The organism is Acetobacter garciniae, assembly GCF_017377735.1.
GTDB classification, from domain to species: Bacteria; Pseudomonadota; Alphaproteobacteria; order Acetobacterales; family Acetobacteraceae; genus Acetobacter; species Acetobacter garciniae.
This window is the reverse complement of the sequence record NZ_JAFVMH010000004.1, coordinates 13,858-27,547: the sequence shown is the minus strand read 5'-3', so window position 1 is coordinate 27,547 and position 13,690 is coordinate 13,858. Positions and strand designations below refer to the sequence as shown.

At 60.8% G+C, this 13,690-nt stretch carries 19 protein-coding genes; all 19 read left to right on the top strand.

What is annotated here, in order from left to right:
• Window positions 1-106: 106 nt before the first annotated feature.
• The 19 genes from J2D77_RS09395 (at window position 107) to J2D77_RS09305 (ending at window position 13,677) form a co-directional block, all read left to right on the top strand.
• Window positions 107-310, top strand: coding sequence for a hypothetical protein (locus J2D77_RS09395; RefSeq protein ID WP_207846035.1), 204 nt, complete (start codon window positions 107-109; stop codon window positions 308-310).
• Window positions 307-849 (top strand): hypothetical protein, encoded by a 543-nt coding sequence (locus tag J2D77_RS09390; protein WP_207846034.1) that lies wholly within the window; start codon window positions 307-309, stop codon window positions 847-849. The genes J2D77_RS09395 and J2D77_RS09390 overlap by 4 nt, the downstream gene beginning before the upstream one ends.
• 72 nt (window positions 850-921) lie before the next feature.
• Window positions 922-1,545: a GIY-YIG nuclease family protein gene (locus tag J2D77_RS09385; RefSeq protein WP_207846033.1), complete on the top strand. Its 624-nt coding sequence runs from the start codon at window positions 922-924 to the stop codon at window positions 1,543-1,545.
• Window positions 1,546-1,565: 20 nt separating this feature from the next.
• Complete coding sequence (locus J2D77_RS09380; RefSeq protein ID WP_207846032.1) at window positions 1,566-2,000, top strand: terminase small subunit-like protein; 435 nt, start codon at window positions 1,566-1,568, stop codon at window positions 1,998-2,000.
• Entirely contained in the window at window positions 1,997-3,241 is a 1,245-nt protein-coding gene (locus tag J2D77_RS09375) for a PBSX family phage terminase large subunit (RefSeq protein WP_207846031.1), read from the top strand. Before J2D77_RS09380 ends, J2D77_RS09375 begins: the two co-directional genes overlap by 4 nt.
• Window positions 3,238-4,818: a phage portal protein gene (locus tag J2D77_RS09370; protein WP_207846030.1), complete on the top strand. Its 1,581-nt coding sequence runs from the start codon at window positions 3,238-3,240 to the stop codon at window positions 4,816-4,818. The genes J2D77_RS09375 and J2D77_RS09370 overlap by 4 nt, the downstream gene beginning before the upstream one ends.
• Window positions 4,818-5,630, top strand: coding sequence for a phage head morphogenesis protein (locus J2D77_RS09365; RefSeq protein ID WP_207846029.1), 813 nt, complete (start codon window positions 4,818-4,820; stop codon window positions 5,628-5,630). The genes J2D77_RS09370 and J2D77_RS09365 overlap by 1 nt, the downstream gene beginning before the upstream one ends.
• A complete protein-coding gene (locus J2D77_RS09360) occupies window positions 5,623-6,855 on the top strand; it encodes a DUF2213 domain-containing protein (protein WP_207846028.1) in 1,233 nt (410 codons plus the stop codon). The genes J2D77_RS09365 and J2D77_RS09360 overlap by 8 nt, the downstream gene beginning before the upstream one ends.
• Before the next feature lie 11 nt (window positions 6,856-6,866).
• Entirely contained in the window at window positions 6,867-7,613 is a 747-nt protein-coding gene (locus J2D77_RS09355) for a structural cement protein Gp24 (protein WP_207846027.1), read from the top strand.
• 12 nt (window positions 7,614-7,625) lie between these two features.
• Window positions 7,626-8,684 (top strand): hypothetical protein, encoded by a 1,059-nt coding sequence (locus tag J2D77_RS09350; RefSeq protein WP_207846026.1) that lies wholly within the window; start codon window positions 7,626-7,628, stop codon window positions 8,682-8,684.
• 3 nt (window positions 8,685-8,687) lie between these two features.
• Window positions 8,688-9,128 carry a hypothetical protein gene (locus J2D77_RS09345; protein WP_207846025.1) on the top strand — a complete coding sequence of 147 codons (441 nt, stop codon included), beginning with the start codon at window positions 8,688-8,690 and terminating at the stop codon, window positions 9,126-9,128.
• Complete coding sequence (locus J2D77_RS09340; protein ID WP_207846024.1) at window positions 9,128-9,565, top strand: DUF4054 domain-containing protein; 438 nt, start codon at window positions 9,128-9,130, stop codon at window positions 9,563-9,565. Before J2D77_RS09345 ends, J2D77_RS09340 begins: the two co-directional genes overlap by 1 nt.
• Entirely contained in the window at window positions 9,556-10,095 is a 540-nt protein-coding gene (locus tag J2D77_RS09335; protein ID WP_207846023.1) for an HK97-gp10 family putative phage morphogenesis protein, read from the top strand. Before J2D77_RS09340 ends, J2D77_RS09335 begins: the two co-directional genes overlap by 10 nt.
• Window positions 10,085-10,468 carry a hypothetical protein gene (locus J2D77_RS09330; protein ID WP_207846022.1) on the top strand — a complete coding sequence of 128 codons (384 nt, stop codon included), beginning with the start codon at window positions 10,085-10,087 and terminating at the stop codon, window positions 10,466-10,468. Before J2D77_RS09335 ends, J2D77_RS09330 begins: the two co-directional genes overlap by 11 nt.
• The gene (locus tag J2D77_RS09325; protein ID WP_207846021.1) at window positions 10,423-10,983 is read left to right on the top strand and encodes a phage neck terminator protein; all 561 of its coding nucleotides are present in this window, start codon (window positions 10,423-10,425) and stop codon (window positions 10,981-10,983) included. Before J2D77_RS09330 ends, J2D77_RS09325 begins: the two co-directional genes overlap by 46 nt.
• Window positions 10,984-10,986: 3 nt before the next feature.
• Window positions 10,987-12,378 carry a DUF3383 family protein gene (locus J2D77_RS09320; RefSeq protein WP_207846020.1) on the top strand — a complete coding sequence of 464 codons (1,392 nt, stop codon included), beginning with the start codon at window positions 10,987-10,989 and terminating at the stop codon, window positions 12,376-12,378.
• Between the two features lie 2 nt (window positions 12,379-12,380).
• A complete protein-coding gene (locus J2D77_RS09315) occupies window positions 12,381-12,815 on the top strand; it encodes a phage tail fiber protein (protein ID WP_207846019.1) in 435 nt (144 codons plus the stop codon).
• Window positions 12,815-13,303, top strand: a complete 489-nt coding sequence (locus tag J2D77_RS09310; RefSeq protein WP_207846018.1) for a hypothetical protein — start codon at window positions 12,815-12,817, stop codon at window positions 13,301-13,303. Before J2D77_RS09315 ends, J2D77_RS09310 begins: the two co-directional genes overlap by 1 nt.
• A 110-nt stretch (window positions 13,304-13,413) precedes the next feature.
• A complete protein-coding gene (locus J2D77_RS09305) occupies window positions 13,414-13,677 on the top strand; it encodes a hypothetical protein (protein ID WP_207846017.1) in 264 nt (87 codons plus the stop codon).
• The last annotated feature ends 13 nt before the right edge of the window (window positions 13,678-13,690 follow it).

Sequence of the window (13,690 nt, the reverse complement as noted above, 5' to 3'; positions counted from 1 at the left end):
GGGCCGGGGTGCGGCTGACTGAGGCGCAGCGGGGGTTGTTCCCGAAGTGGGAGCATCAGAAGCCCAAACTCACAGAAGCGCAGATGCACCGCGCCGAGAAGTGGCCATGATGCCCCGCCACGCCCTGAAAGAACTCCTGCGCAGCGTGAAGGCGAGGGGCTGGAGCGCTGAATTGACCCGGGGCGGTCATGTCCGGTGGAAGCACACAAGCGGTGCGTTCGTGTTCGGTGCGGCAACGCCCAGCGACCGGCGCGCGATACAGAACCTGAAAGCGCAAATGAAGCGCGTGGAAGTTGGAGCAGCAACATGACGAAACCGCGCGTGAAGCCTCGCTATGAGATACCCCAGGCGCAGAACAATGGGCCTACGCCAGAGCGAGCGGCTAAGTCGGTGTTTACGCGGGGCATCCCTCCGCGAGTGCTGACGACTGTTCAGGCCCTACTGAACTCAGGCGATATTTCGCAAGATGAGGCCAATGCAGCCGAGCGATGGTATCGGGATTGGGCGTTCGCTTATCACGGGGTGATCGAGTTCCCGGAGAACCATGAGGGAGACACCACGACCAGGCATGATGATGTTTCGTGGCTGATGACGCGTGCGGCTGCTGCCGGGCGACTTGGGAGGGTTCGGGATGCTTTGGGCATGTGTGCGGAATTGCGTTTGCGGATGATGCTTGTAGATGAAAGCAGCTTCCGTCAAATGGGAGCAATCCTTATCCCTCACCATGCAGAAGCGACTGCCGGGAAGAAGGTCGCAGCACAATGCGCAATACTGCTTGAGCAGCTTTCAGAATTCTATCTGAGCATGCGGAAAGAAAAAATTTGTACGCGTGGCGCAGTTATGGTATGAGTTAGCCACAATCGAAAAACTATGTTCAAGAGCCACCTCCGGGTGGCTTTTTTTCGTTTCTGGAGAATGAGCATGGCCGGTACGTCTTGCGTTTTTGACGTTTCTGGCCTGGAAGAAATAACCGCCCATCGCGAAGGGGTCGCGGGGAAATTTTTCATTTATGCGCTTACAGCATCTTCGGAAAACGAAATCAGATATATTGGGAAGGCCAAGAACCCATGGAAAAGGCTCCTTCAGCACAGATCGCTTTCCAATAACCGGTGCGCATCAAGGCATGTGACGAATTGGCTTCGCAGCCTTATCCTTGCGGGGGATGCGCCGCGGATGTTCGTCCTAGAAGAATGCGTAGATTGGGAAGCGGCCGAAGGGCGTTGGATTGATCTTGCTAGGAAAAGTGGGCTTCGCCTCACAAATCTGGCCGATGGCGGCAATTCACTTGCTCACGCAGCGCGCGCAAAGAAAGCTTCTGCTTATACCGGGTGGACCCCGATACAGAAAGTTATCCAAAATGCGAGAAGGCTTGAGCGCGATGCGCGCCGATTGGGATTTGATGATATTGCCGACCGCTCTCTTGAGAGGCTTGCGCGAATAGAGCAGTCCCTTCGAGCGGCTTATTCTCGAGAGGGAAAGCGCTCGGCGACCAATCGAATTAATAAGAAGCTAGAAGAAAGGCGTCCAGACTTGTTTGCAGGGTAGTCGGATGCCTAGGAAACGTAATGGAGAGGAAGATGAAGGCAGGAAGGCCATCTGTTTTCTCGCCCGACATTGAAGACGAAATTTGCGCGAGGATCATGGAGGGCGAAAGCCTCCGCTCTATATGCCGAGATGACCACATGCCGGGTCAAAGAACAGTATTTGAGCGGCTTGATAACGACGCGCATGAGGATTTCCGCAGCAGGTACGTGCGCGCGCGCAAGCGAGCCGCAGAGGTCTTTGAAGACGAGATCATTGATGTTGCTCGCGCCGCCACGCCAGAGGATGCCAACGCCCGCAGGCTTCAGGTGGATGCCCTCAAGTGGGTCATGTCCAAGCGTGCCCCCAAGGTTTACGGCGACAAGATCACGCAGGAGCACACGGGGCCTGATGGCGGCCCAGTTCAAGTGAGCGAGGTTCGCCGCGTTATCGTCAGGCCACCAGACAAGGAAAAATGACAAGCCTCTCCATACCCACAGCCGAGGTATTCGAGCCGCTCTTGGCTCCATGCCGGTACAAGGGTGCGTATGGAGGGCGAGGGTCAGGGAAGTCGCATTTCTTCGGTGAGTGCATAGTCGAAGAGCATCTTCGCATCCCAGGGCATCGCACGGTCTGCATTCGTGAGGTGCAGAAGTCTATCGAGCGCTCTTCGAAGCAGTTGATCGTGGACAAGATCAACCGGTTCAATCTGAACAGCACGTTTGACGTCCAGGACCAGCTTATCAAAACGCCGGGTGGTGGCCTGATCATCTTTCAGGGCATGCAGAATCACACGGCCGATAGCATCAAGTCGCTAGAAGGGTTCGACCGGGCATGGATTGAAGAAGCGCAGTCGATCAGCGCATATTCGTGGCGGATGCTCCGGCCGACCATGCGTAAGGCTGGTTCTGAAATATGGGCAAGCTGGAACCCGGCCAGCCCCGATGATCCGATAGATGATTTCTTTCGCGGTCCCGGCTCTGACCGAAAAGACCTGATCGCAGTTCGGGCAAACTGGTCCGATAACCCATGGTTCGGTGACGGCACATTGCCCACTGAGCGGGTTGAGGACCAGCGCGCGCGACCGGATGAGTATGGGCATATCTGGGAAGGTGATTACCTCACCATTTCTGATGCGATTATCTTTCGCAATCGTGTCTATGAGGAAGAGTTCACCACCCCGTCTGACGCGAGGCTCTACTACGGCGTGGATTGGGGCTTTGCCAAAGACCCTACCGCAGCCATCCGGTGCTTTATCCAGAACGATTGCCTGTATGTGGATTATGAGGCGGGCGGGGTCGGTATTGAGCTTGATGATACGCCAGCCATTCTTGAGGAAATCCCCGACGCTTACCGCTGGCCCTGGAAGGCCGACGGGGCGCGGCCCGAGACGATCAGTTTTCTCGCCAATCGCTTCGGGTTCAAGATCAGCGCGGCCGACAAGTGGCCCGGCAGCGTCGAGGACGGCATTGCGCGGCTGAAGGCGTTCAAGAAGATCATCATTCATCCCCGCTGCAAGCGTCTAGCAGAAGAGTTCCGCAAGTATTCCTACAAGGTGGACAAGCAGACGGAAGATGTTCTCCCGATCATCGTGGACGCCTGGAACCATTGGATTGATGCGCTCAGATACGCGCTTGATGGCGTGATCCAGAACCGCCGCCGCATGCCGAAATTCACTGCCGATACGGTCAACCGCATAGCCCAACAGGGACGAAGATGAAGCTTTTCGACTGGTTCACGCGCAAGGCTGGGCCTGTGCCCGCTGCCGCGCGTGTCGAGCCGGTTGTGAAGGCGAAAGAGCGCAGGAAGATGCCGCGCTTTGTTACTGTTGCGCCCGATGAATTGCAGAGCCGCGCGGAAGCGCTGTTCAAGCCCTATCAGCCTCCTGCCGGGGTGCGCGGTGACGGCAAGCCCGGCCTGGCCATGGACACCGGCCTTTCGTCTTACATGGGCTCAAATTACAATATCGTCAGCAATTTCCTTGCGGATGGCCTGAACTTCAAGGGCTATGCCGATCTTGCCGCGATGATGCTGCGGGCCGAGTTCCGCAAGCCGGTCGAGACTATTGTCAAGGAATCCACGCGCGAATGGATTAAGTTCCGGTCTGTCGATACGAAGGCTGAAGACGATGGCGACGTATCGGATCGACTGCGCGAGATTGAAGGCGAATTTCGGCGCCTGCGTGTGCGCGACGTGGTGCGGCGTCAGATCACCCACGGCATGGGCTACGGGCTGGGGCATATCTGGATCGGGATCAAGGGCGCTGCGCTCAACACCGAGGGCCAGGAGAAGCCCCTCGTCATCGGCCCGAACGGGGTCCAGAAAGGATCTGTCGAGCAGCTTATCAACATCGACCCGATCTGGACGAACCCGAACGCCTACAATGCCGACAACCCGCTGAAGCCAGATTACTACCGGCCTCAGAACTGGTGGGTGCAGGGCACGCTTGTGCATACGTCGCGGCTGCTGACCGTCGTGCCGTTCGAGGTGCCGGACATCCTAAAGCCCGCGTTCAACTTCGGTGGCCTGGCGCTTCCGCAGATGCTTGAAGCCTACGTGCATAACTTCCTGCGCACCAGGCAGTCAGTCTCCGATCTGGTCAGCAACTTCGCGACCAAGGTTCTCAAGACCGACATGGCCGGAAACGCGCAGACTGATGGGTGCATGGATTTCGGCGATATCGACGCGGACAGCGTGACCGGCCGTGTGGCGGCCATGAATGCCTGGCAGAGCAACAACGGCACGTTTGTCATTGACAAGGAGAACGAGGACTTCGCGATCAACGCGGTCCCGCTGGGCACGCTAGATGCGCTACAAGCCCAGTCCATGGAGTTCATGGCGGGCATTCCCGGCATTCCGCTGGTCAAACTGTTCGGTATCCAGCCCACCGGCCTGAACGCCAGCAGCGACGGGGAAATCAGGGTCTTCTACGACGAAATCGCGGCCTTTCAGGAAGCCCACATGGGCCCGACGATACGGGCGATCTTCCATCTGGTGCAACTGAACCTGTGGGGCGAGATCGACCCCGACCTTGACTTTGAGTTCGTGCACCTCTGGCAGCTTTCCGAGAAAGAGGCGGCTGAGGTTGAGAAGATCAAGGCGGATACGGACGCGGTGAACGTGCAGGCCGGGATTCTCGCAGCCGAAGAGGCGCGCGAGAGGCAGGCTGGCGACCCGCAGAGCATTTACCGCAACGTCAATCTCTCAGGGGCACCTCCAGACCCACCCGATCCGGAGCGGGATGGTGCGGGTCTGGAGGGACTTCTGAAGCGAGGCGAGGAAAGCGAGGATGGTTAATGGCTCAACTCCGCTGTCAGTCTGCGCAGGGCAAGCGCATTGCCCCGGTGCGGGCTAATGCAGGGATAGAGGCAAGATATTATCGCGCTCTACATGACATGCTTAAACGCATGCACCGAGACATTCTGAGCGATCTGGCTAAGGCGTACAAAGCCGCCGAACCCCAGATTGCACAGGACGCATCACCATTGGCCCGTCTGGTCAAGGTCATGGACGACCTCACGGCTCAGTGGCGCAAGAAATTTGACGACATGGCCGAGGATATGGCCTCGCGCTTCGTCAAATCTGCGCAGGGGTATGCGCAGGGTTCGCTTCAGGCGGAATTGAAGCGCAACGGGTTTGCGGTTCAATTCCGCCCAACTGCTCATGTGCGGGACATGGCGTCTCGGTCAATTGCCGAGAACGTCAATCTCATCAAGGGCATGTCGGACGATCACCTCAAGGGCATTGAAACCGCTGTCAACATGTCGGTGATGCAGGGACGCGACCTGTCCAGCCTCAGCGCAGCACTCCAGGAGCAATACGGGATCAGCCGGCGTCGTGCTGCTTTCATAGCGCGGGACCAGAACAACAAGACTACGTCCGTGATCAACCGGACGCGGCAGATGGAGCTTGGCTTGAAAGAGGCCATCTGGGTGCATTCGTCAGGCGGCAAGCACCCGAGGCCCAGCCACGTAAAGGCCGGGCAAGACCGGATCCGATACAATCTTGCCGAGGGCGCTTACATCGATGGCGAATGGATACACCCAGGCGAGCTTTGCAACTGCCGCTGCGTATCCTCGGTAATTATTCCTGGATTTGATGATGACTGAAAAACTCGGTTACGACCGCGTCGGGTCTGTGCGCGTCACGGATGAGGACGGGCGCCTGTTCGTGGCCTCCACCCCGATCAGCAAGGCGACGGTCAATCCATATTACGGCCGGGAAATTCCCAATGCCGGGGCGCTTGGGTTAGAGCCTGACCGGCTTTACCAGCTTCTGCGCGATCCGCAGGAACTGGCGGCGGCGGCGCCCACCTTCAATGCCATCCCGGTGCTGATGGACCATGTCCACGTCACAGCGGATGAGCCGCGCAAGGACATTGTGGCCGGGGCGACCGGCACGGATGCGGTGTTCGATGATCCATACCTAAGAAACAGTCTTACGGTCTGGGATGCGGATGCCATCGCCAGGATCAACAGCGGAGAGCAGCGGGAACTGTCCTGCGCCTATCGCTACGTGCCCGTCATGGAGCCAGGAACCTACCAGGGCCAGCGCTATGACGGGCGCATGACACAGATACGGGGAAATCACGTTGCCCTCGTGCCGACAGGGCGCGCGGGGCCGGATGTCCTCGTGGCCGATTCAAAACCCAACGGAGTGAAAAAGATGCGGACTGCTGGCCAGATGCTGGCGCGGCTTAGTGCTGCCATTGCTTCCGGCAAGCTGGCGATGGATGCCAGCGAGGAAGATGTGAAAAAGTGCATGGACGAGGACAGCTCGGGCGTGCCGGAATCCGCCACCCAGGCGGATGATGAAGACGACGAGAAGGACAAGCCCAAGGCGAAAGACAAGGGCGCCAAGGACAAAGGAGCCCGTGACGAGTCCGAGGAAGAGCGCGAACGCGACGAAGCCGCAGGCGGTCGCAAGGCCAACGAGGAAGAAGAGGGCGAGCGCAAGGAAAAGAAGAAGCTAGAAGCCGAGGATGAGGACGACGAGAAGGACGACAAGGATCGGAAGGCCAATGACGCCGCGATCCAGTCCGCCGTCAGCGCCGCAATCCAGGCCGAACGCAAGCGCAACGCCGACGCCAACGAAGCCCGCTCTCTCGTCCGCCCGCTCGTGGGCGATGTGATCGGCATGGACAGCGCCCCCGATATTCTCCGCTACGCCCTGAAAGAGCGCGGCGTGGATGCGACCGGCGTGAACCTGCCCGGCCTCAAGGCCCTTGTGCAGGCCCAGATTGGCTCCCTGCATCACACCCCCGCCATCGCCGTCGATGCGGCTCCCGGCAAGGATAGTGTCGTGGCCGGCGTGGCCGCCCCCCGCAAGCTGTAAGGAACCACGCAATGCCTTTCCCCAATACCGTCAATTACAATTGGGCCGCTGGCTTCCCCGGCCGGTGGGCCAGTGAGAACCCGCGCCGCATTGTCATCCCTGGCCCCAACGGCTTTCGGGCCGGGCTGGGCGGCCTGAATATCGCCCGCTTTGCCTGGGTGCAGGCTGATGGCGTAATGCTGCTCAATGCCGCGCCGACTGCGGCCGCGGGCTCAGGCGCCACGGGCACGGCTACCGTTACCGATGGGGCCATTTCCGCCATTGCCGTTTCGGAAGGCGGCACGGGATATACCGTTGCGCCCATTGTCACCCTGTCCGGTGGCGGTGGTTCGGGCGCGACGGCCGTGGCCGTCGTCAGCGGCGGTGAAGTGACGGCCATCAACGTGGTCAACGCGGGCACCGGCTACACGGAAGCTCCGACCGTGACCATCACGGCCCAGACCGTGCCCAACGGCGCGCCCCAGGGTTTTGTCTATGCCGACCAGCAGGGCCTGACAACGCAGTATCTCCAGGAAGCCACCATGCTGATCCCCGAGGGGTTCATGGCGCAGCTTGCCGAGGGTGGCGATGTGTTCGCGACCTCCAGCACCCCAGCCACCATCGGGCAGGCGGTCTATGCGTCCACCACGGATGGCACGATCAGCACTGGGACCGCGGGCAGCGCGCCCGAGGGCAGCATTGATACGGGCTGGAAGGTCAGTCAGGGCAATGCCGCAGGCTCTCCCATCATCATCACAGGCCCTGTCGCGGCCGCGTAAGGAACCACACGCATGAATGCGATTTTCAAGAGGGACGCCGCAATCCTCGCGCGGGATTGGGGCATCCACCTTCCTGGTGTGCGTGGCTATTTCTCGGAAATGGCCGCAGACGCCCTGCCACCCAATATGCCGGTGACGGCCCCCAACAGCGGCATTCCCGCGCTGTTCACCACCTACACCGATCCGACCATCATCAAGGCGCTGATTACGCCCACGAAGTCGGAAGACATTTACGGCAGCGCCAAGAAGGGCGATTGGGTAACCGATACCGCGCAGTTCCCCGTTGTGGAACTGTCCGGCTATGCCGTGGCCTATGACGACTACAGCCAGGCCGGTACCACGGACCCGAACGCCAATTGGGTGCAGCGCCAGTCCTTCCATTTCCAGACCTGGACGAAGTGGGGCGAGCGCGAGGTGGAGCGCATGGGCGCGGCCAAGATCGACTGGGTGAACCAGAAGAACATGGCCAGCATTTCCGTGCTGAACAAGAACGCCAACCTCATCAACCTGTTCGGGCTGAGCGGGCTGGAACTGTATGGCGCGCTGAATGACCCGCAGCTTCATCCGGCTATCGCACCCGTGGCGAAGGTCGGTCCTTCGGGCAGTGCGGCTGCGGGGAATAGCTGGCTGGACGTGGCTGACCCGGTTCAGGTTTACGGTGACATCCTCAAGGCGTTTGGGGTTCTGACCACGCAGATGGGCGGCAACCTGACCCTTGAAACCCCCATGACGCTGGTCATCCCGACCGAGCGTCAGCAGTGCCTGCTTTATACCAACCAGTTCCAGGTCTCTCTGGCCGATCTGCTCAAGAAAAATCTGCCGGGCCTGAAGATCGAGACGCTGCCCGAGGCAGGTACGAACCTGAGCGGAGGCAACAGCAGCGTCACGCTGATGCAGTTGTTCGTCAACGCGGTCGAGGGCCAGCAGAGCGTGACGACCGCATTCACCGAGAAGCTGCGTGCGCATGCCGTCGAACGGTATTCGACCAACTTCCGGCAGAAGAAGTCTCAGGGCTCGTGGGGAACCATCTGGTTCTACCCGCAGGCCTGCGTAACCATGGCGGGGATCTGATACATGGCACTTTCACCCAACTCCGGCCGCGGCGGCGATACCGTCACGGTCATCTGCCGCATGCCGTCCGGCCTTGTGCTGGACCTGTATGAGCAGGATGATCTCAAGGCCCGCGCTCTTTCCGCCATGCCCATCATGGGGCCTCCCGTCCCCAAGGCCACTGTGCGTCTGCGCGGCGCTCGGCGTGACCCGCGCTTCCACCCCAAGAGCAACCAGATGCTCGGCATGGGCGGACGCACCGAGGTGGATGCTGCGTTCTGGAGCGCATGGAAGGAACAGAATGCCAACTATGCGCCCCTCAAGAGCGGCCTGATTTTCGCGGCGGCGAAGGAGTCCGACGCGGTGTCCATGCTGGCCGAACGCGGGCAGGAGCGCACCGGCCTTGAGGGGCTCGACCCTGACGCACTCCAGGGCGTTACCCCCGCGAGCAAGGACGACGACTGATGTCCTGCACGACCACGAGCGGCGTCGTCACGTTCGATTACGCGGCGTGGTCGGCCCGCTATCCCGCGCTGGCGGCGAATGTGAACCAGACGCTTGCGCAGTCGTATTTCGATCAGGCCACGCTCTATCTGTCGAACACGTCATGCAGCCCGGTGCGCGCCCTGACAAAGCGCGCGCTGTTGCTAAACATGCTGGTGGCACATCTGGCCATGCTGGACCTGCCATCCGATCAAGGTGGCGTGGGCGGCGTGATCGGGCGCGTGTCATCCGCCAGTCGGGGGAGCGTGTCTGTCTCCACCGATTTCGGTAGCCAGCAGGAACGCGCAGCCTGGTTCAACCAGACCCAGGCGGGCGCATCCTTCTGGGCAGCTACCCGGTTTCTGCGCCAGGCGCGATACGTGCCCGGCTTTCAGCAAAGGCCCCGCATATGGCCGTAAAGATCAAGTCAGTCGGGGGCGTGGGCCTCCAGAACGCCCTAAAGCAGTTGCAGCAGAAGGTCGGAGAGGGCGCGCATGTGCGCGTCGGGTTTCTGGAAGGGAGCGCGGAGGGCGACATTCCGACAGCGCAAATCGCTGCGTGGAACGAATTTGGCACAAAGACCGCTCCGCCCCGCCCATTCATGCGCAACACCGTCGCGCATAACAAAGATGGCTGGGGGAAGCTACTTGAAGCATCCTTGAAGGCGACCGGCTACCAGACAAACGCGGCTTTGGCGATGGCTGGAGAGAAAATGGTCGGTCAGATGCAAAAGGAAATTACTGCCACGGGTGAGCCAGCAAATGCCCCCCTGACCAATTTGCTCAAGGACAGGTTTCCAATGGGCGGCTACACGACAGAAGATTTCCTTCAGGCAATCAAAGACCTGAAAAAAGGCGCAACGGCCCCCGCCGGGAAGCCGCTGGTGTGGAGCGGCAACATGCTCGATTCGGTAGCGTCCGAAGTAAAGGGCGGCCCGGATGAGTCTTGATATCTTCGGCGCGGCCGGGAACATCTGCGCGCCGGTCAATCCGCATATCACGGCCACGATCCGGTTCAGCACCGGCAGCACCGAAAATCCGGACGGCTCGCCCAACCCGACCTATTCCACAGCTACCGTGCAGATCGAGGTGCAGGCGCTGAGCAGCCAGGACTTGCAGCAGGTCGAAAACATCAGCCAGCAGGCCGACATGCGCGCGGTCTACGTCCGGGGTGCCGTGAACGCGCTCAACCGGCCGCTCCAGATCGGCGGCGACATCCTGACATTTTACGGGTCCGACTGGCTTGTGACCCAACAGCTTGAAGATTGGGGCGGAGAATGGTCGAAAGTTCTGGTGACACGGCAGACGCAGCCCCCTTCGTAGTCAGCCCGACCGAAAGCGAGATTTATACGGCAGTCCGGTCCTGGCTCCTGGCGATCCTCCCCGCGGGCATGCGGGTCATTCAGGGCCAGCAGAACCGGCAGGCTCCGCCGACCGATCCATTCGCGACCATGACGATCATCGGGCGTGAGCGGATTGCTACCAATGGCTGGTCCTACGGGACTGCCACGCGCGACGTGACCGAGCCTGTTCAGATCACCATGCAGATCGGCCTGTTCGGCCCGGCGTCCAGCAACCAGATGCAGACCGTCACGGCCCTATGGCGGGACATGCAGGCGGTTGATTTCTTCGACGGGCTCGGCATCCCGCTGACCCCATTGACCACATCCGACACACGCCAACTCGGGTTCATCAACGGCGAGAAGCAGTACGAGGACCTGTGGACCGTGGATCTGTCCATGCAGGTCAATCTCAGCGTCAGCGTGTCGCAGGATTTCGCGACCTCCCTTCCGGTTCAGACCCTAGAGGTCGACACAACCTATCCACCAGGAGAATAAGCCGTGACAGGCATTCCCATTTCCACAATCGTTCAGGTCACGCCCGGCGTTCTTGCCGCTGCCGGGGGTCTCAATAACCTGACCGGCCTGATCCTGACCCAGAACGCCACGGCGGTTCCGGCCGGGACGGTAAAGGCCTTCACGGCGTCCGCCGATGTTGGCACCGCGTTTGGCGACACGTCTGTCGAATACCAGATGGCATCGGTCTATTTCGCGGGCTACAGCAACGCGATCATGACGCCAGCCACCCTGTATTTCGGCGGCATGGGTGCGTCCGCGTCGGGCGCTGAGGCCACGGCCGCGATTGCTGACGGTGAGGTCTCGGCCATTACGGTGAGCGCGGGCGGCACGGGCTATGCGACCGCTCCGACCGTCACGCTCTCGGGCGGGGGCGGCACGGGGGCGACGGCAACCGCGACGGTCTCCGGTGGCGCGGTGACGGGCATCACCATCACGGAAGGCGGCACGGGCTATACGACTGCCCCCACGGTTACGATCATGCCTGCGGCCGGGGCAGACATTGGCGGGCAGATGGACACGCTTCTGGCGGCCAGTGGCGCGTGGAATGGCTTTGCTCCGGCCTACGAACCGTCCCTTGCCGACAAGCAGGCGCTGGCGCAGTGGGTGGGCGCGCAGAGCAACAAAGTCTGGGGCGTGATCTGGGATACGGACACGCAGGCCACGACGCAGAACAGCACCACAGCCTTTGGCGTGTGGCTGACCAATCAGAGCCTTAGTGGCGTCACGGCGGTTTACAATGACGCGCTGACTGCGGCTCTGTGTCTGGGCTGGATGGCTTCGCTTTCGTTCGATACCACGGCCGGGCGCCAGACGCTGGCCATGATCCAGGACGCTACAGGGCTGATTACGCCGCCTGTCTCAAGCGGGAGCGTGGCGGCGATCCTGCTGGCCAATGGCTACAACTTCTATGGCGCGTATGCCAACGGGGGCAGTTCCTTCCAGTTCATGCGGCCGGGCAGCGTGTCGGGCAAGTTCCTGTGGGCAGACAGCTACATCAACCAGATCTGGCTGAATGCCAACCTGGCGGACGATCTTATCAACCTGCTGCTGAACACCGGGCAGATTCCTTACAACACCGAGGGCGATACGCTGGTCTCTGCCGCCGTGCAGGACACCATTACGCAGGCGCTGGCCTTTGGCGCGATCCAGCCCGGCGTGGCCCTGACCACGGAACAGAAGCAGCAGATCAACAATGCGTCCAGCGTAACCACGGCGGCGGATACGGTCGGCACGCGTGGCTGGTATTTCCAGCCCAATGTCTCGACCGCTGCGGCGTCCTACCGGGTGTCCCGCACCACCCCGCCCGCGCGCCTTTGGTACGCCGATGGGCAGAGCGTGCAGTCCATCGAACTGAACAGCATTGAGGTGCAGTAACCATGGCGCTCGATATCACGGCGGCCAACGCCATTTTCACTATTACAGTGCCCGGTCTGTATAATGCTCCGGTCACGCTCCAGAACTTCGCGGCCGACCGGGCATGGGAAACGTCCGAGCTTGAAATGGCCGAGACGGAAATGTCGATCGACGGCTACCTGAACGCAGGCTGGGTGCCGAACCCGGTGGATCAGACCATTTCCCTTGCCGCCAGCAGTGACAGCGTGGTGGTGTTCGAGGCCATCATGGCCGCGCAGCAGACGGCGCGCACACTCTACCGTTTGGGGGCTGAAATCACGCTCAAAGCCACCGGGCGCAAATACACCATGGTCAACGGCCTGCTGCGCGCTATGGCCCCGACCCCGAGTGCGGCCCGCGTGCTTGAGGCCCGAACTTTCTCCGTCCGCTGGCAGGCGACTTACCCGGCAGGTATCTGATGGCGATCAAGGAAGTAACAGTCACGGTCCCGCAGGATGGGGCCGACAAGGGCAAGCGGTTCGTCATTACGCGCATGTCCGCCATCGAGGCCGACAAATGGGGGCGGCATTGCCTCCAGGCGGCCATTGCATCGGGGGCCGATATCCCCGGCGTGATGGCGGGGGCCGGGCTGGCGGGCGTTGCAGCGGCCGGGCTCAACATCTTCGGCGTGATGGACCCGGCCCGCATGGATGCGCTGATCGATGAGCTGATGCGCTGTATCAGCGTGCAGCCCGATCCCGCCAACCCGGCCCTGCGGCGTGCCCTGCATGACAGCGATATCGAGGAAATTCCCACCGTGGGCTGGTTGCAAAAGGAAGCCTTTGCCCTGCACGTGGATTTTTTCAAGGGCGTCAGCCAGTTGTTCTCCCTTCTGTCCCTGATGCTGGGGGCGGAAAGCACCGGCCTGTCGCCCGATACGCAAACGTCAGCGAACGCCACGCCCTAGTCATCACGCAGGGGTTGGCGACCCTGCACGACCTCCAGACGGCCTATGACAGCGAGGACTTCGAAGACCTGCTGGAAATGGCGATGATCAAGCAGTTCAATGGGTGAAGCATGAGCGAAGATCTAGAGCGCAATATCATGGGGAGTTGGGCGCGTGACTTTCCGTTTCACCCGTTTGATACGGTAGCACCCGACCATCTCCGCATGCCCAAGTGGGCCGAGCAATATGTGGCGCCCGATTCCACCATCTGTTACCAGCTTGATGAACGGGCGAACTTTCAGATTGTGGGGTGGCGGTTCCATACTCAGGCAGAACTGGATGCCTGCCTTGCCGATCACCCGGAATTGCCGCTCCTGACCTTCTGGATGAAATAGGTTGCCGCTGTTG